The organism is Mycobacterium mantenii (assembly GCF_010731775.1).
Classification (GTDB): domain Bacteria; phylum Actinomycetota; class Actinomycetes; order Mycobacteriales; family Mycobacteriaceae; genus Mycobacterium; species Mycobacterium mantenii.
Window position 1 is genome coordinate 2,451,416 of the sequence record NZ_AP022590.1, and the last position, 16,865, is coordinate 2,468,280.

16 protein-coding genes and 1 pseudogene are annotated in these 16,865 nt (G+C 63.2%); 5 read left to right on the plus strand and 12 right to left on the minus strand.

All coding sequences use genetic code 11. The features are described from left to right. Positions 1-86: 86 nt before the first annotated feature. Both G6N50_RS11045 and G6N50_RS11050 read left to right on the plus strand, forming a co-directional pair. On the plus strand, positions 87-1,364 hold the full coding sequence (locus tag G6N50_RS11045) for a cytochrome P450 (protein ID WP_083095941.1): 1,278 nt from the start codon (positions 87-89) through the stop codon (positions 1,362-1,364). A gap of 141 nt (positions 1,365-1,505) precedes the next feature. Then, positions 1,506-2,208: pseudogene (locus G6N50_RS11050) on the plus strand (SDR family NAD(P)-dependent oxidoreductase). Between the two features lie 20 nt (positions 2,209-2,228). Here G6N50_RS11050 and G6N50_RS11055 read toward each other — a convergent pair. From G6N50_RS11055 to G6N50_RS11065, 4 genes are read right to left on the minus strand one after another with little or no spacing between them, the layout of a single operon-like run. Continuing rightward, complete coding sequence (locus G6N50_RS11055; RefSeq protein ID WP_142275599.1) at positions 2,229-3,431, minus strand: LLM class flavin-dependent oxidoreductase; 1,203 nt, start codon at positions 3,429-3,431, stop codon at positions 2,229-2,231. A gap of 16 nt (positions 3,432-3,447) precedes the next feature. Beyond that, on the minus strand, positions 3,448-3,762 hold the full coding sequence (locus tag G6N50_RS28980; RefSeq protein WP_179970115.1) for a DUF1330 domain-containing protein: 315 nt from the start codon (positions 3,760-3,762) through the stop codon (positions 3,448-3,450). Continuing rightward, on the minus strand, positions 3,763-3,954 hold the full coding sequence (locus G6N50_RS28985) for a ferredoxin (RefSeq protein WP_179970116.1): 192 nt from the start codon (positions 3,952-3,954) through the stop codon (positions 3,763-3,765). Next, positions 3,951-5,222: a cytochrome P450 gene (locus G6N50_RS11065; protein ID WP_083095945.1), complete on the minus strand. Its 1,272-nt coding sequence runs from the start codon at positions 5,220-5,222 to the stop codon at positions 3,951-3,953. Before G6N50_RS11065 ends, G6N50_RS28985 begins: the two co-directional genes overlap by 4 nt. A 175-nt stretch (positions 5,223-5,397) precedes the next feature. Between G6N50_RS11065 and G6N50_RS11070 the strand changes: the two genes are divergently transcribed. Then, positions 5,398-6,426 (plus strand): LLM class flavin-dependent oxidoreductase, encoded by a 1,029-nt coding sequence (locus G6N50_RS11070; RefSeq protein ID WP_232068942.1) that lies wholly within the window; start codon positions 5,398-5,400, stop codon positions 6,424-6,426. Positions 6,427-7,551: 1,125 nt separating this feature from the next. Then, positions 7,552-8,106, plus strand: coding sequence for a carboxymuconolactone decarboxylase family protein (locus G6N50_RS11075; RefSeq protein ID WP_083096103.1), 555 nt, complete (start codon positions 7,552-7,554; stop codon positions 8,104-8,106). 23 nt (positions 8,107-8,129) lie between these two features. Here G6N50_RS11075 and G6N50_RS30090 read toward each other — a convergent pair whose 3' ends face one another. The 7 genes from G6N50_RS30090 to G6N50_RS11110 form a co-directional block, all read right to left on the minus strand. Then, complete coding sequence (locus G6N50_RS30090; RefSeq protein WP_197748067.1) at positions 8,130-8,450, minus strand: 2Fe-2S iron-sulfur cluster-binding protein; 321 nt, start codon at positions 8,448-8,450, stop codon at positions 8,130-8,132. A gap of 8 nt (positions 8,451-8,458) precedes the next feature. Next, the gene (locus G6N50_RS11085) at positions 8,459-9,349 is read right to left on the minus strand and encodes an SDR family NAD(P)-dependent oxidoreductase (protein WP_083095947.1); all 891 of its coding nucleotides are present in this window, start codon (positions 9,347-9,349) and stop codon (positions 8,459-8,461) included. A gap of 51 nt (positions 9,350-9,400) precedes the next feature. Further along, positions 9,401-10,243: a TetR/AcrR family transcriptional regulator gene (locus G6N50_RS11090; protein ID WP_083095949.1), complete on the minus strand. Its 843-nt coding sequence runs from the start codon at positions 10,241-10,243 to the stop codon at positions 9,401-9,403. A gap of 523 nt (positions 10,244-10,766) precedes the next feature. Then, positions 10,767-11,471, minus strand: a complete 705-nt coding sequence (locus G6N50_RS11095; RefSeq protein ID WP_083095951.1) for an SDR family NAD(P)-dependent oxidoreductase — start codon at positions 11,469-11,471, stop codon at positions 10,767-10,769. A 6-nt stretch (positions 11,472-11,477) separates the two neighbouring features. Next, complete coding sequence (locus tag G6N50_RS11100; RefSeq protein ID WP_083095953.1) at positions 11,478-12,236, minus strand: maleate cis-trans isomerase family protein; 759 nt, start codon at positions 12,234-12,236, stop codon at positions 11,478-11,480. A 35-nt stretch (positions 12,237-12,271) separates the two neighbouring features. Beyond that, complete coding sequence (locus tag G6N50_RS11105; RefSeq protein ID WP_083095955.1) at positions 12,272-13,528, minus strand: cytochrome P450; 1,257 nt, start codon at positions 13,526-13,528, stop codon at positions 12,272-12,274. A 38-nt stretch (positions 13,529-13,566) separates the two neighbouring features. Further along, the gene (locus G6N50_RS11110) at positions 13,567-14,022 is read right to left on the minus strand and encodes a cupin domain-containing protein (protein WP_083095957.1); all 456 of its coding nucleotides are present in this window, start codon (positions 14,020-14,022) and stop codon (positions 13,567-13,569) included. A gap of 204 nt (positions 14,023-14,226) precedes the next feature. Here G6N50_RS11110 and G6N50_RS11115 point away from each other — a divergent pair, with 204 nt between their 5' ends. After that, complete coding sequence (locus G6N50_RS11115; protein ID WP_083095959.1) at positions 14,227-15,873, plus strand: GMC family oxidoreductase; 1,647 nt, start codon at positions 14,227-14,229, stop codon at positions 15,871-15,873. Positions 15,874-15,936: 63 nt separating this feature from the next. Here the strand turns inward: G6N50_RS11115 and G6N50_RS11120 are convergent, their stop codons facing one another. Continuing rightward, positions 15,937-16,863, minus strand: a complete 927-nt coding sequence (locus G6N50_RS11120; RefSeq protein WP_083095962.1) for an NAD-dependent epimerase/dehydratase family protein — start codon at positions 16,861-16,863, stop codon at positions 15,937-15,939. Positions 16,864-16,865 lie beyond the last annotated feature (2 nt).

The following is a 16,865-nucleotide window of genomic DNA, read 5'->3' on the forward strand; positions in this document are numbered from 1 at the left end:
GTATTGACGCGGCGGTAACATGCTGTCCAGGAAGACAGGGCGGGTTGCCGCCAAAGTTCGATGAACGTGCAGGAAGGTACCCATCCATGAGCAACTTCGACTCGGTCGACTATTTCACCGATCAATCCCTGGTGCCCGATCCTCATCCGTACTTCGACTATCTGCGCAGTCGGCACCCGATGGCGTGCCCTATCAACTATGGCGTGCTCGCGGTCACCGGCTGGGAGGCCGCCAACGCCGTGTACAAGGACGTCGACTCCTACTCGTCCTGCATCGCGGTCGGCGGCCCGTTCACCCCGCTGCCGATCGTGCCCGAGGGCGACGACATCACCGACCAGATCGCGCAGCACCGCGGCGCGGTCCCCATGTCCGAACACATGATCACCATGGATCCGCCGGAGCATAGCGACGCCCGGTCCGTGCTCGGCCGCTTGCTGACGCCGAAACGCCTGAAGGAAAACGAGGACTTCATGTGGCGACTGGCCGACCGCCACCTCGACCAGTTCCTCGGCGACGGCCGCTGCGAGTTCCTCGACGCCTACGCCAGGCCCTTCTCGCTCATCGTCATCGCCGACCTGCTGGGCGTGCCCGAGGAAGACCACCAGGACTTCCGTGAGGCCTTCGGGCTGATCGCGCCTTCCGCGGAAGTCGGGTCCTTCGACCATGCGCCGGAGCCGGTGAACCTCCTGGGATGGGCGGACGAGAAGTTCATCTCTTACCTCGAAGACCGGCGGCGTGCCCCCCGCGATGATGTGCTGACCGCGTTGGCGACCGCCAAGTACCCGGACGGGTCCACGCCCGAGCTCCTCGACGTGGTCCGCACTGCCACCTTCTTGTTCGCCGCCGGGCAGGAGACCACGGCCAAGCTGCTCGGCGTCGCGCTGCAGGTGTTCGGCGAGCGGCCCGACATCCAGCAGCAACTCCGCGACGACCGCAGCCTGATTCCCACGTTCATCGAGGAATGCCTGCGCATCGAGGGGCCGGTCAAGACCGTGTTCAGGATGGCGCGCAAGTCAACCAAGTTGGGCGATATCGATGTGCCCGCCGGCACCACCGTGATGGTCAGTCCGACGGCCGCCAACCGCGATCCCGGTCGGTTTGAGGAACCGCACCAGTTCCGGCTCGACCGCAAGAACGTGCGCGAACACATCGCGTTCAGTCGCGGCATTCACTCCTGCCCGGGCGCGCCGCTGGCACGAGTGGAGGGCCGGGTCTCGATCGAACGGATCCTGGACCGGATGGCCGACATCACGATCGACGAGGACAAGCACGGACCCGCCGGCCAGCGACAGTACAACTACGAGCCCACTTTCATCATGCGTGGGCTGACCGACCTGCATATCAAGTTCAACGCCGTTGGGTGACGACGTCATCGCCGGGGTGGTTGCTGAAAGCAAGCAGTATCGACCGGCGATCAGGAAACACGCCGAGCAGAAACGTGTCCGACTGTGGCGCGCACATCCGGATAAGCCAGCTTCGCACGACAGGACGGAGGGCTTCGGACGGTGAAGAATGCCGTGGTGACCGGAGGCGCGTCCGGCATCGGCCAGGCCATCGCCGCGAGGCTGCGCAAAGACGGGTTGGCGGTGGCCATCATCGACCTACGACCGGCAGACGACGACGATGCGTCGTTCGCCGCAGACGTGACCGATAGAGCCCAGGTCGACGACGCGCTGGAAGCGATCCATCGTCGATTCGGGCCAGTTACGGTGCTGGTCAACGCCGCCGGTATCGACCTGTTCAAAAGCTTCGCCGACGTCTCGTTCGAGGAATGGCAACGCGTGCTCGACGTCAACCTCAACGGCGTATTCCACTGCACCCAGGCGGTGCTGCCGGACATGGTCGACGCCGGCTGGGGCCGCATCGTCAACATCTCGTCATCCAGCACCCATTTCGGGTGTGCCGACCATGTCGGCCTACGTGGCGGCAAAATCGGCGGTCAACGGACTGACCAAGACGCTGGCCCTGGAATACGGACCGAGCGGCATCACGGTCAACGCCGTGCCGCCCGGCTTTGTCGACACACCGATGCTGCAGAATGCCGCCTCGAGGGGCTTGGTCGACATCCAGGCGAACATCGATCTGACGCCCGTGCGCCGCATCGGTCAGCCAGAAGACATCGCGGCCGCCTGCGCATTCCTGGTATCCGAAGAAGCCGGATATGTGACCGGCCAGATCTGGGGTGTCAACGGCGGGCGAAACACGTGATGAGCCAACGCCTTCCGCAGCTACGACGAGTGTTGCGCGGACGGTGTTGAGAGCGTGTTCTTCTCTTTCAGATTTCTCATCAGCTCGATATCCGCCCACATCGACGCCTCCGCTTCCGCTGGATCGAGCACGACCGACGCGACGTTGCCGGGCATGATCCGTGTTACACCGGCGTCGATGTAGCGCTGAAGCTCGGCTGCGACCGTCTCAGGGGTCCCGATGATGTACGCCTTCTCGACCATCTCGCGTGACACCTTGCCCAGCACATCATCAACCTCTGCGGCTGACATATTGTGCGCCAGAAGCCGGTTCGCATAATGCCAGTCGTCGGGGAAGGGTGGCTCGAAACCCTCCTTCCGCCAGTCCGGCATGTGCAGCCGACCCCAAATCGCAGTGATGAATCGGGTTAACGGGTTGTCCAGCACTCGGTCGATCACCGACTCGTCGGTGTGCATGACGACCATGAGAACCGGGGCGAAACCGAAATCCTCCGGATCGCGGCCCTTGACGCGTAACTGCTCCTTCATCTCGCCGGTGTTTCGGGCGGTCTGATCGGGAGAGGACCACACCCCCGGGGTCACCGTGGTGAGTCCGTTCGCATAGGAGGTGGTCAGATCGACCAGTTTCGGTCCGCCACCGATGGTCCAGATATACGGCTGATAGTTCTTTGCACCGCCGAGCCAGGCCGTGTCGAACTTCCAGTGGTTGCCCTGGAAGTCGAACGGCTCTTCGGCAGACAACATCTCGTGGTACAGCCGCAGATGATCCTCCAGCCGGGCAAGGCCCTGCGAGCGCTTCCAGCCGAACGGTTTGCACTGCTTGACCTCGCCAGCACCCAGCAGCAAGGTGAACCGGCCTTCGGTCAGATCGGCCAAGGTGAGCGCTGATCGCATCAGCTCCCCCGGCCCATAACGCACCGCATCCGTGCTCAACATGATCCCCAGGCCCGGGGCATGCGCCGCGATGTAGCCGGATAGCGCGAACGGGTCGGTAAAGGAATCGCTGTCAGGCAACATCGCTGCGGCCGGAGCGTTCTTCGCGTTCCACAGCGAGGGCGGCCACCATGAAAGCATCTGGTCGGACAGGTAGACGTAATCCACTGCGCCAGAGTCCTGCAGCTGTTTCACTTGACTGGCAAGAAAGTCGCGCGGCATATAACGATAGGTCAAAAAAGACGCACACGTTGAAAACTCGGCCGACGACCTCGCCGTGGTACCACCCATGAGCACTCCTATCTACCTATTCCTGACTCAGGCCCCCGTCCCCGAATCCGGCGATGATCAGAGCGTTGCAATCGGCGGCGGCTTGACGAAGTTTCGCGGCGTTCTGGTACCTCTCGGATTCGTACCAAGCACGCGCCGCCTCCACCGAGTCGAACTCCAGGACGACAGTCTGATCGCCGTGCCAATCGCCTTCGACGACCCGAGGATTGGTATCGACCGCCAGAGTCTTGCAGCCGCCCTGGCCTATAGCCGGCGCGGCCGCTTGGGCGTAGGCGTTCATGCCTTCCGGATCCTTGATGGCCTCGGTGAGGATGACGTATCCCTTTGACATTCAATCCCCTTCGCGGATTGCCTGCTCGGGGCAGCACTGGATTGCTTCACGCACCGCATCTCGCTGCGCGGCTGAGATCTCGGCCACCACAACCTCGGCGTAGCCGTCGTCGTTGATGACGAAAACGTCCGGGCGGAGTGTCGTGCACATGCCGTGACCGCGACAGCGCTGGTCGTCAACCACAGCCTTCATCGGCCGCCTCCCGTGGTGGGACTGAATTCCACATGCAGTTCGGTAAGTCCGCGCAGGATGTAGGTCGGGATGTAGGCGTATCGGCGGTCATTCGGCGGTCCATGCTCGCTCTGCGAGATACGAATGTCCGACGTGCGGTCCAGGAGGCGCTCCAGCCCGACGCGGGTTTCTGCGCGGGCAAGGGGCGCCCCGGGACAGCTGTGAATGCCCCGTCCGAACGCAAGGTGTTGGCGGGCATTCTTTCTGGCCAGATCGAATGTGTCTGGATCCTCGAAGCGACGCGGGTCCCGGTTCGCGGCACCGTTCAACACCATCACCGTGGTGCCGGCAGATAACTCCGTGTCGCCGACCGTGATCGGGACGCGCGAGAGCCGGAAGTCGCCCTTGACCGGACTGTCGATGCGTAGCGTCTCTTCGATGAAATTCGGAATGAGGCTGCGGTCCTCACGTAACTCCGCTTGAATGTCCGGCCGCTCGGCAAGGATCTTCAACGCGGTGCCGAGCAGGCGCACGGTGGTCTCCTGGCCGGCCGAGAACACGTTCGTCGCCACCCGCACCACGTCAGCGACGGCGGGGGTGGACCCATCCGGGAACGTCGCGGTCGCCAAGCTTGTCAAAACATCGTCTCGTGGGGCGCTCCTGCGGTCCTCGACATAGTTTGCGAACGCCTCATAGAGGTATTGCAGTGGGGTATGCGCCAAGGTTTCGTCGGTCCTGCCGACAGCCCCGCCGTGGCTGCCCCGCTCGAGCCCGCCGACGAGTTCGTCGCGATCCTCCGGCGGCACGCCAAGCAGATCGGCGATGACGCGCAGAGTGAACGGTCCTGCGAACCCGTGGATGAACTCGCCCTTTCCGGGTGCCAGGAAGTCGTCGAGCAGTCGATCGGCGATCAGCCACATCGCGTCCTCGTTCTCTTTGAGGCGCTTCGGGGTGATCAGCCGCATCAGCAGTGAACGATGATTCGTGTGCGTCGGGGGGTCGAGCGTCGGCAACTGATCGCTGAACGGGATCTCGTCGCGATGCTTCTCGATCAACGCCGTGACGTCATCGCCCTCCAACGGAACGGGAAAGCCGGGGAACGGGCCGGTCACCGAGATGCACGAGGAGAACGTCTGCGCGTCGTTGTAGATGTCGACCGCCTCCTGCCAGCCGGTCACCATGGTCACACCGTGGTGCTCTTCGCGAAGGACAGGGCATCTGGTGCGGAGCGCCTCGAAATACGGGTACGGGTCCTCGACGAGCGTGTCCACGTCGCGGAAGAAGTCCATGGAGGTGAAGTCTGACACCGTGCAATGCTCCTTCGACGGTCCCCCAAGCCCGGGAACGTGCCTCTGACTGGTTCGAAGTACCGATACGATTGTATTGAGCAGTATTGCATTACCGAGATGTAAACACCACAATCGGCGTCGATGCCCCTCTGATCGCTGCACAACATGGATGTCGTTGCCCGCCAACGACGCGAGCCAGGAAGTGAACAATACGATCGCCATGTTTCGGACCGTTTTGAGCTTTGACATGCGCGCACCGGATTTCGGCGCCCCGGCAGCCGACCTCTATGACGCGGCGCTGGACATGTGCGCGTTCGGTGATGACGCGGGCATCGATGCCGTGGTCTTCCCCGAGCATCACGCCTCCGAAGACGGCTACAACCCGGTGCCGGCGCTGATGGCGACGGCGGTGGCCGCGCGGACCAAAAGGATGGAAATGATCCTCGGTGCGATCGTGCTTCCGCTGCATGATCCCGTCGAGGTCGCCGAGGCAATCGCGGTGACCGACATCATCTGCGGCGGACGGCTCACCACCACGCTGGCGGCGGGCTATGTCGATGCCGAGTTCAACATGTTCGGCAAGTCGCTGAACGACCGCGCAGCCCTGATGGACAAAGGGCTCGACGTCATCACCCGCGCCCTGGCCGGCGAGCGATTCGAGTATGGCGATCGCGAGATCTTCGTACGGCCTCTGCCGGTCAGCCGGCCGCCCAAGATCCTCGTCGGCGGCGGGGTTCCTGCGGCAGCGCGCCGGGCGGCGAGATACGGCCTCGGCCTGTGGATACTGCAGCCCGCGATGATGCCGGGCGGCCGCGAGTTGATCGCGGTCTATGAGCGGGAATGCCAGAAGCGGGGCCGCGAGCCGGGGCCGGTCATGTCGACCCACCCGGCCGTCCACGTCGCGCGAGATCCCGACGCGGCGTGGGAGGAGATCGGCCCGCATGTCCTCCACCTCGTCAAGAGCTATGCGTCTTGGGCCGGCGATCTCGACACCACGACATCACCGTTCTACGGGCTGGAAACCATCGAGCAGGTCCGCGCCGCCGGTATCATCAACGTGCTGACCCCAGAGCAGACCATCGCCCTAGCCGACACGACGCCGATCGCCCTCACACCGCTGATCTCAGGACTCTCGCCCGAAAGCGGTTGGACAATGCTTGAGCTGTTGGCCGCAGAGGTATTACCCAAGCTGCACCGCGCGTGATCGTGCGGCACACCGCCCGGCGGAATACGCTTGTCGACCGCCAGCGGTGGGAACCGCGGTTCGTCACCATGTCGGTTCGTACGCGGGCATACGGCGCTGATGTCCATCACGTCGCCGCGCTGTTCCCTAGCATCGCCACGCAACTCTGGCGCGCGCATCTATAACGCCGCAATGTCTTGCCGGGCGAGTACCGGCAGCAATCGCAACTACAGATGATCGCTTGTGGGTTAATTTAAACTCATTGCAATGCAACAGGATTGGATCAACTCCCCTAGTGTTCGGGTGCCGGCTGGGCCAGGCCGCGTAGGTGGTGTCGAATGGGCGGCTTCTGCAATCGTCGATCGATCGGTGACGGAAAATCGGCCGTGCACTGTCCATTTTTCGTACACATTTTATGTTCGTACGCGCTCCATCGGTTTGCACCGGATGGCTTCAAAGTTCATGGCGCTCATCAAGTTTCTGAGTGCTCATAAGATTCCAGCTGCACGGGCGGCCAGTTATCCCGATTCTCGATGGATGCGACACACTCAATTCCGCTCTCGCTCACCGAGTAACGACCGTACCGCCCCGGCAGCTGTTCCGGGAACATCGCCAGGTTCGACGGCGCCACCGAGGTGCGGCACGCCACTGGCTTGGCTGCCGAGAAATCCCGGTCCCGGATTACATCTACGCCAAAACGATTTTGTCTGCAGGTAACCCGCTGGCCGCGCGCTGCGCGAAGCTGGGCGGCAGTTTTGCAATCCGGGCAAGGATGGCGGCGCTCGCAATTTCAAAGGCGCCAACCCATCGCACCCATCTTCTCCACCGATGCCTTCAGGCTTCTCAAGCAGAACCTAGGTCGTGCGATGTTGAACTGGGTCCGAAATGTCACGGAATTGCTGGCTCATCATGGTTCCGGTGTGTCCGGTTGCCATTCGTCAATGCCTGCAACCCCGCCGTTTGGAACGCGACGGGCAGCGAAGTCGCAGCGTCCAGCAGTGGCGATTTTGAGTCTCTATTCGTCTGGTGGGCAATATGTTTCAGGTACCGAATCAGACGTGCCCGGGATTGACCATCCGGGGAAAACCTGAAAGCCTTCAGGCGAACTACGAAATCCGATTTCTCGCACCCGAGAGGATAGTGACCGTGCGACTTGGCCCACTGCCCGCAGACCAGTGGGATGCGGCCGTCGACCGCGCCCTCTCCGACATGCTGCCCGAGGCACGTCGCAACCCCGCTGCCGCGGGTAACGGGCTCGCCACACTGGTTCGGCATCCCGCATTGGTGAAAGCGTTCCTGCAGTTCAACGTGCACGTACTCATGCAGTCGACGCTGCCGGCCCGAATTCGGGAACTGGCCATTTTGCGGGTGGCGCACCGTGCTGGCTGCGACTATGAATGGTTTCACCACGTCGGGATCGGCATGCGGGCAGGACTTTCGGAGCAAGACATCGCGGATGTCCGGAATGGCGAGGCAGCCGACGAATTTCACTGCCTCGTCGTGCTCGCAGTTGACGAACTGCTCGACGCGAGCAATCTCTCGGACCACACGTGGTCGGCGCTGTCGGAACGCTTCGACGAGCGTCAATGCATGGACCTCGTCTTCACGATCGGCTGCTATAACGTACTAGCCATGGCCTTCAACGCCTTTGGCGTCGAAGTTGAAGAAAACTTCGAAGGTGGGCTCGACAACCTTACGTAGGCGGTCGGGACACAGCGCGTGCGTCAGAGGATTTGCGGTGGGCGCACGCCCAATTTCTCAACGGTCACTCCGTCTGCGACAACCGTGAGCCGGCAACCGAGTCGGACACCCGGTTTGCGCGCCGGCGCCGGTAGCCACGTCCGCATCGCCTCGGTTTCCTCGTCGTCGGCAGGCACGACGGACTGCTCGCCGGCGATGACGCGCACGCGACACTGCATACAATTCGCCTGGCCGAAGCAGGTTGTCGGCCAGTGGTATCCGAGTCGCCAGGCGGCCTCCGCCACCGCCTCCCCTGGCCGCACATCGATATCTGAGCCCAACGGCTCGACACGTACAAGTGGCAACGTCTGGCCTATGGCATTTCGTTGAGGCCGATTACGGGGGCGTTCGCGGTGTCCATGATCTGATCGATGTTCTCGGCGATATCCTCTGCCGTTATGACGTCCTTGCTCAGGCCCTCCGTCAATACGACCGCCAAACGCGCCACCCGGCCTGGCGAGACGAACAACGTCTCCCCGTTGAACGGGCACGACTCGTGCGCCAGGAATGCGGCCGCGGGCGCGTTGATCTCCGGCGGCATCGCAGCCTTCATCTGCTCGAGTATCTCAGCAGGGTGATCGATTTTCTCACTCAGAGCGTCACCCATTCGGGTGGCTGCGCGCGGGGCTAAACAATTCACTTTGATGCCATGCTCGACCCCCTCGACCGCGGCGTTGCGCGAGAGCCCGAAAATCGCTGCTTTGGCGGCACCGTAGCTCGCCACCAGAGGGGTGCCCAGCATGGTCTCTGAGGTGGTGTTGACGATTCGTCCGTAACCAGCGGCGACGAGGTGTGGCCATGCCGCCCGAGTGACGAACAATGTGCCGAAGAAATGGACGTCGATCATCGCGCGGAACTGCTCGGTCGTAATTGTCTCGAACGGGGCGGGCCCGAAGATCCCCGCGTTGTTGATCACGATGTCGAGCCTGCCAAACGCCTCGAGCGCGGTGGCGACAATCGACGCGGCACCCGCCTCGTCGGTCACCGAGGCGTAGCACGTCACGGCCTGGCCGCCCGTGGCTTGAATCTCTCGAACGACGTCCTCCGCGGGTTGCGTCGATGAACCACTCCCGTCGATCTGACAGCCAATGTCGGCGACCACCACCTGGGCCCCCCGTGACGCGAGTAGAAGCGCGTGAGCACGCCCGATACCGCGACCGGCGCCGGTGATGACGGCGACCCGCCCGTCGAACCGAAGCTCCATACCGTCCCCAATCGTCCGGCCGAGATAGCGGCTGGACGCCAGGCCGGAAGGTCAGTGACGGCCCGTTGCCCCTCCGCCGTCACGCTGCGCCCATGCTGCTCGAACCATACGAGTGTAATGCACAAGGGCTTTAGCGGACAACGATGCACGCTTTTGCAAAGCATGCATCGCTGCATCCAACGCCGCGGCCGGATACGCTTCCGAACCGGTCGGCGATGGCATCGAATGGTGGCCCTTGCTCGAGAAGTCGCTCAAGAGCCCACGCCGACTACGCCCTGGCGTGCGGCTTCGACCACCCAAGTTGTCCGCAGTGGGCTGTGCGCGCTCCAGATACTGCCCAACCAGCTCGCGGACCTCTGCGTGTCCCTCGCTCGCCATCGTGAACGAAGCCTCCAGCCGCATCCACCTGGGCAGGCAGGTCAGGAGAAACGCAATGGCGGCAGGTGATAGGTCCCGATCAGAAAGCCCAAGCTTCTCCCAGTGCTCAGTCAATGCGTCCAGCTGGACCTTGCGGTACTTCTCCGCGAACTGCGCAATCTCCATTTGGATGCTCTTGCGATGGTTCACGAGTGCCAAGAATTCCATCAGCAGGCCTGTGGAGATCTCGTCGCCGCTGGAGTCCCAGAGGATGCGAAGCACATCGTCGGGATTGGTGCGCAATTCCGAAACCATCGTTTCTATAGTCCGCTCTGCGTATTCGCGAACTACCGCGAGGAACAGATCGTCCAGCGACGGAAAGTGGTATTGAACCGCTCCCAGCGAAACACCCGCCTTGGCCGCGACATTGCGGTAGGTGACTGCCGCGTATCCGTCTTCCAGCATGATCCGCTCGGTGCTCTTCACCAGCACAGCACGGGTTGACCCCTCGTCGTCGACTCGGTTGCGGCCTGTCATAACTGCACGTGTCTCCTTTGAAGTCAGGGCCAGGTGTCGCGACCCTGATCATTTCTGCCGCGCCGCTCACCCGGAAGACCCTCTACCCACTTCCGCGCTTCCCGGCCGCGGGTTGTTCGCCTCCGAACCGAGCGATCTGGCCGCTGAACCGCGTTGCCTTCTCACACACCTGTTCGCCGGGCGCCCAGAGCAACTGACCCTTATCGCCGTAGCCACTCTACGATACATGCGTACGAATTCGATACACGCGCATTCCAGCTGCCGTAGGCGACTGCGCGGTGATGGAAACGAATTGTCCCGAAGGTCGCACGACGAATTTCTCGTCGCGGTCTCGCCCGCGCCGCTGGGCTGTTTTCGTCGATCAGGGATTGATCGGGTGCCCGTTAATGGGTCTCACCGGGTAGACCTTCCGGTCCCCACGGGGTGGGGTGTCACCCCGTGGTGCTGCTGTCTGACCGGTGCCTGACGAATATTTAATATCCTAAGTTCACGGGCGGTTTGCTCCGCTTGGGAATCCTCGTTGTTACAGCAACGCCACCGCGCCCCCATTGACGAGCAGCGTCTGTCCGGTGATGTAGGACGCATCCGGCGATGCGAGAAACGCGCACACGTTCGCAACTTCATCGGGTACGCCGCCACGCCCCAATGGGATCTGATCGAGGATCTGCGGCGGCAGAAACGATGGGTCGGGAAACGTCTGTCCTGGCGCCAGACAGTTGACTCGGATGCCGAGTGGCCCGAACTCGACGGCTAAAGCCTTGGTCATGTGCGAGACGGCGGCCTTCGAAGCGTGGTAGTGCGCGCCCTGCCCCCGCGTTACGGTTACGCCGGCCTGCGAACCGATGTTCACGATCGCCCCACCGCCAGCGGCCTCCATCAGAGGCAATACCGCCCGGGTGCACAGGAAGACACTGCGCAAGTTCACGGAGAGCACCCGGTCCCACTCGTCGACCGTAATCTCTTTGAAGGGACGCCGAAACCAAATTCCGGCATTGTTGACCAGCACGTCGATGTGCCCGTATGCAGACCCGACGCGGTCGAACAACGATTCCACGTCGTCGGCGGCCGAGACGTCGGCGGTCTCGTAGCGGATTCGAGGGTCGGCGTCCTCCGGCTCCTGCAGATCCACCGCGACGACGCGCGAACCGTCGGAAGCGAAGCGCCCTGCGATTGCGGCTCCGATGCCTCTGGCGCCACCGGTGACAAGGACGACACGATCGTTTGCCACGGCGTCTCAGCCCGCGAAGCTTTTGCTCAACAGGTAACCGGCGTTCGGGACCACTGTCGAACGCCCTAACACGGTCAGCAGGTCGTAGGTGGTCGCGGTCGCCGCGGAAAGCACCGGAAGGTCCAGGCGCGCCTCCGCTTCGGGAATCGCCGCAAGCGAAGGCATCTGCACGCACGCCGACAGTACAACGGCGTCGCAGTTGCTCCGATTCAGCCGGGCGGCGCGCGCCGGGAGATCGGTGGGATCGAGACGCCCGACCGCGCAATTGTCTGCAACACCGAGGCTCACGACGTCCACCACTTCAACGCCGGCCTGCTCGATGTACTCGCGGACCTTCTGCGTCAGTTCCGGGACGTAGGGAGTGATCATCGATATCCGCTGCGCGCCAAGGGCATCGAGGCCACGCACCAACGCTCCCGCGCTGGAGACAACGGGCGCGTTGCAACCCTGCTCACGCGCGACGTCGGTCAGTCGGCCTTCGGCCCCGACATGTGCGCCGGGCCCTTGCGACATGATCGCCACCAAGCACGCGTAGGCCATCGCGTCGCACTGGGCATCGGCGAGCGAGACGGCGCACCCGTTGCTATCGCGGTCCATCTGCGCTAGCGCGTCGGCGGTAACCTCCAGCATCCGCATACGGCTGGAATGAAACGTAAAGCGTTCCTCCGGAATCATCTGCGCACGTCGCGCAAACATCTCGGGGAGTTCGGTTTCCATCGTCGTGTTGGAACTCGGCACGATCAGGCCCAGCCGGGTCGGCAGCATATTAATCCAATTCCTAGAGAATCGCGGTTGCGGGTTCAGCGCGGCGTGAGGCGTACCGGAAGGTTGCTCACTCCACACGGCGTCATGATGTCGACGTGCCCGACCCGGTAGGTGGGCTCGCCGAGAAGCTCAATGTCTTTCGTGCGTGCCAGCAGCTCTTCGAACATGACCCGGATCTCACGCCGCGCCAGGTTGGCGCCTAGGCAGTAGTGCACGCCGTGCCCGCCGAAACCGAGGTGCGGGTTAGGGTTACGGGTGACATTGAAGCGGAACGGATCCGCGAACACCTTGGCGTCGCGATTGGCCGACGGGTAGAACAGCGCAACCCGTTCACCCGCTTTGATTTCGACGCCATGCAGGACAGTGTCCTTGGTTGCGGTCCGCCGGAAGACGACGACAGGCGACCCCCAGCGGACAATCTCGTCCACAGCCGTGCTCATCACCGACGGGTCGGTCCGCAAAAGCTCCATCTGGTCGGGGTTTTGGAGCAAGGCCAGCAGTCCGGCGGAGATTGAGTCGCGAGTGGTTTCGCTGCCGGCAATGGTGAGCACCATGAAGAACAGGTCGAGTTCGAACTCATTGAGCTGGGTTGTGGAACCGTCGGGTTGCTCGACCTCGGCCGTGGTGAGCTTGGTCCACACGTCGTCGGCTGGTGACTGCCGCTTGCGGTCCGCGAGTTGGTGAGCGTAGGCGAACAACTCAGCCATGCGTGCCTGCTGCACTTCTTGGGGTAGCTGGGTGCTCTGAGCCTCGATGGCCGCCAGTGCCACACTGAACAGCGAGTCGCGATCCGCCTCGGGGATGCCCACGATGTCGGCGATCATGTGCATCGGCAGCTTGTAGGCGACCTCGTCGACGAAGTTGCACTCACCTGATTCGAGTGCGCGGTCGATGATGTTGACCGCCCACGACCGCGCCTGGTCTTCAAGCATCGCAGTCATCCGTGCCGTGAACCCCTTGTTCACCAGCTTGCGCAGGCGGGTGTGGTCGGGCGGGTCCATCGTGATGAGCATCATCCCGCGCGCGTTGTGATCCCAGTCCGGGATGGTGGGGCCCTCGAAGGAGCGGTACGTCGTGTGGTCGGCGCTCACTGTCTTGATCTCTTCGTGGGTCGACACAACCCAGAACGATCCGCCGCCGAGCTTTTCCTTGGCGCCCGCCGTCTCTGGATGACGCCACACCGGCGCCTGCTCACGCAAGACGGTGAAGACGTCGTGCGGGAAGCCGTTGGTGAAGTCCTCGAGGCTCAAATCGATCGTTTCGAGGGTCGGTGCCGCCGACTCCACTGTCATGCTTGCTCCTAGGGTGAGCGTGTGGCCCAATGGGCCTGTCAGTCGGTCATTTTCGTCGGCTGTGGGCGGTCGAGGCGTATTTTCTCGTAGTCGCCGGATGTCATGCCGGCTACGGCCAGGTAGGAGGCCGGTGCATCGGAGACGTTGCGAATTCCGTGCGGGATTCCGGCTGGCACCAGCACTGCCTCACCGACCTTCATCGTCCTGGCGGGAAAGTCGCCGAGCGTGTATTCGACCTCGCCCTCCACGATGATGTGCAGGTGCTCGGTCTTGGGATGAACGTGGTAGTCGTTTTCCTGGCCGGGCGACAGGTTCCACATAATCAGGCCAAGATCGGTCGTCGCGGACGCCAGCACCGCGGTCGGCGACTGCGAGTCGAACTCCTGATAGGTCGACATCGAAAACACCAGTGATGGCGGATCGGCGGGGTTCATCGCTGAAGCGCGATCGGCGATGAATCGCTCATGACCCGGCTCAGGGACGTAGTTCGTCATAGATGCCTTTCGTTCGGGCCGAACGCGCGGCGCAGCGGACTGATTGTCGAGGCTCTACGAACATGATATGAACTACTATATACAGATTGTCACGGCTCAGTCGAGCGTCTGCAGCTGTATTGCTGCGACGTGCGACACGAGGAGGCGCCCGGTGGGTTGCGACGGCAACGTGGTTCGCACGACTTTCCTAGCCACCGCGGAACGATGATGTCGCGCAGTCACGACGCCACCCACTGGGATTACGTCATCGTCGGCGGAGGGTCGGCCGGGTGTGTCCTCGCGAACCGGTTGTCCGCGGACCCGTCCAAAAGTGTGCTGCTGCTCGAGGCCGGCGGATGGGACGGCCACCCGCTGATTCGCATCCCGGCCGCCTTGGCATTCATGCCCACCAAATTCGACTGGCGTTTCGCCGGCGCGCCCGACCCGTCCCGTAACGGGCTGCCTGACGATTGGTCGGCAGGACGAGTGCTCGGCGGCGGAAGCTCGATCAACATGATGTGCTGGGTCCGCGGAGAGCGCTCCGACTTCGACGAGTGGCGCGAGCTGGGCTGCCCTGGGTGGGGCTACGACGACGTGCTGCCGTACTTCGAGCGCGCCGAGACGTTCGCCGACGGGCCGAGCCCCTATCGCGGCGGCCGTGGTCCGATGAGCGTGACCAAGGTCAAGATGCGGGTCGAGGCCCTCGATGACTTCCTGCAAGCAGCCGAAGCAGCGGGTCACACGCCGAATCCCGACTACAACGGCGAGCGCCAGCAGGGCGTCTCCGTCGCCCAGGTGAACCAGCGGCGCGGCTTTCGGTGCAACACCGCCCGGGCGTATCTGGTGCCGGCCCGCAAGCGCCCGAACCTGACGATCCGTACCGGTGCGTTCGTTACCCGGGTGTGCATCGAAGGGACACGCGCAACGGGAGTGGAGTACGAGCACCGCGGGCGCCGGCTCGAGGTGCGTGCCGCCTCTGAAGTGATTGTCAGCGCGGGTTCGCTCACCTCGCCGAAGCTGCTCATGTTGTCGGGCGTCGGGCCGGCCGACCATCTGCAAGCGCTCGGCATCGACGTTCACCTTGACCAGCCCGCAGTCGGGACCAATTTGCAGGAGCACGCCTACGCTTTGATGCGGTACCACACGCGCGCCGGCACACTGCGCGAAGAGCTGCGGCCCCTGCGCGCGATCCGGCACGGCTGGGAGTTTCTTCGGCGTGGCGGCGGCGCCTTGACGATGTCTGGCGGGGCGGCGATCGTGTTCGCGCCGATCACCGGCGAGCGCCCCACCGAGACTGAAATTATCCTGATGCCGGTTGGCATGGAATTCAAATCCCTCGAGGGCCAAGAGGACACGCACGACATCCACAACGTGAAGATCGTCGGCAATCGGGTGATGCTCTATCCGAGTTTCGTTCACCCCACGGGCCGGGGCACCGTTCGCCTGGCCTCGAGCGATCCATCGGCTGGGCCACTCATCGAGCACTCACTGGTGGGCGGGGATGACATGCAAGCGCTGATCGCCGCGTGCCGCCAGGCGCGGGAGATCTTCCGGACCCCGGTGATGAAGGCTCGTCAGGTTGTGGAGGAACTTCCCGGTGACGACGTGGAGACTGACGAGCAGTGGGCGGAGTTTTTGCGACGCCACGCATTCCGGCCTTATCACCCGGTAGGGACATGCCGGATGGGGTCCGACGACGGCGCGGTGGTGGATCCCGAGCTGCGGGTGCGTGGGATCGACGGATTGCGGGTTGTCGACGCTTCGGTGTTCCCGCGGATCACCAGCGGCAACACCAACGCGCCGGTGATCATGGTCGCCGAACGCGCCGCCGACCTGATCCTGAAGAAGACGACGCAGCAAACACCCGCGTGAGGGCACAGGTCGCCGGCGTCACAGCGGTTTGAGGCGGCCGTTGTGTTGCCGCGTCAAGCACCCTCATTTGATCGCGATTCCGAGACGCCGCTCGAGAGTCTCAGGTATCCCGTCCTTCCAGTGCACCGAACACTTTCCGATCAGCTCATTGCGCCGGGCGTTGTCCGAAGCCCGCTTGTCGAACCGGATCTCGCTCGGCGCGAACTTCGGCTCGAGGCCGGCCACACCGGCGATGTACTCACACATCTCCCGGGTGGAAACCGCATCGTTGCCTGCCCAGTTCACGATCGTCGCCGGCGTCGAAGCGACCTCGAAGAGGGCGTGGCTTTGAACCGCGATGTCTTGGGCCCCGATCGGCGAGCACAGGTCGTCGTGGCCGATCGGTAGCGGGATGGTGTCCCCTGCCGCCATGCGCTTGTAATAGCTGACCGGGAGCCCGCCAGTTCCGCCGGTCCAGCTGTAACCGATATTCATGCGGGCGATCGTTGTGGGCAGGTCGAGCAACCGGGACGCCGCTCGGACCGCGCCTTCCGCAGCAATCTTGCTGACGGGATAGCTGGCCGAGAAGGTCATGTCGACCCCGAGTGCATCGGTTTCTGAATACAGGTGGCGGGGGTGGTCGCTGTGGGTCTTGTACACGCAGAACGTCGACACGTGGACAAATGCCTCCGCCCGGCAGCAGTGCTGCATCAGCAAGGCGGCGCCTTCGGCGTTGAACGTGATCGCCCGGTCGTGTTCCTCGAGACTCGGTCCGATTTGCAGAGCCGAGTGAAGGACGTGGGTGAAGTCGTAGGGCACGGCCGAGAAGTCACCGGTGCCCATGTCCCAGAAGCAGGTCCTGACCCCCTGAGCTTCCAGTTGCCGTTTGGCATTTGGGTCGCTGAACCGGCCGGCGCACCACACCTCATTGTCATGGACCAGATGCTCAGCTATAGGACGAGCGATCGTGCCTGTCGCACCGGTCACCAAGATCTTTTTCCCCGCAAGCATCG

What these genes read in the sequence shown, in the direction of transcription:
- G6N50_RS11045 (WP_083095941.1), top strand. Translation starts at nt 87, where the DNA reads ATGAGCAACTTCGACTCGGTCGACTATTTCACCGATCAATCCCTGGTG.
- G6N50_RS11055 (WP_142275599.1), bottom strand. Translation starts at nt 3,431, where the DNA reads ATGGGTGGTACCACGGCGAGGTCGTCGGCCGAGTTTTCAACGTGTGCG.
- G6N50_RS28980 (WP_179970115.1), bottom strand. Translation starts at nt 3,762, where the DNA reads ATGTCAAAGGGATACGTCATCCTCACCGAGGCCATCAAGGATCCGGAA.
- G6N50_RS28985 (WP_179970116.1), bottom strand. Translation starts at nt 3,954, where the DNA reads ATGAAGGCTGTGGTTGACGACCAGCGCTGTCGCGGTCACGGCATGTGC.
- G6N50_RS11065 (WP_083095945.1), bottom strand. Translation starts at nt 5,222, where the DNA reads ATGGACTTCTTCCGCGACGTGGACACGCTCGTCGAGGACCCGTACCCG.
- G6N50_RS11085 (WP_083095947.1), bottom strand. Translation starts at nt 9,349, where the DNA reads ATGGAGCTTCGGTTCGACGGGCGGGTCGCCGTCATCACCGGCGCCGGT.
- G6N50_RS11090 (WP_083095949.1), bottom strand. Translation starts at nt 10,243, where the DNA reads ATGACAGGCCGCAACCGAGTCGACGACGAGGGGTCAACCCGTGCTGTG.
- G6N50_RS11100 (WP_083095953.1), bottom strand. Translation starts at nt 12,236, where the DNA reads ATGCTGCCGACCCGGCTGGGCCTGATCGTGCCGAGTTCCAACACGACG.
- G6N50_RS11105 (WP_083095955.1), bottom strand. Translation starts at nt 13,528, where the DNA reads ATGACAGTGGAGTCGGCGGCACCGACCCTCGAAACGATCGATTTGAGC.
- G6N50_RS11110 (WP_083095957.1), bottom strand. Translation starts at nt 14,022, where the DNA reads ATGACGAACTACGTCCCTGAGCCGGGTCATGAGCGATTCATCGCCGAT.
- G6N50_RS11115 (WP_083095959.1), top strand. Translation starts at nt 14,227, where the DNA reads ATGATGTCGCGCAGTCACGACGCCACCCACTGGGATTACGTCATCGTC.
- G6N50_RS11120 (WP_083095962.1), bottom strand. Translation starts at nt 16,863, where the DNA reads ATGCTTGCGGGGAAAAAGATCTTGGTGACCGGTGCGACAGGCACGATC.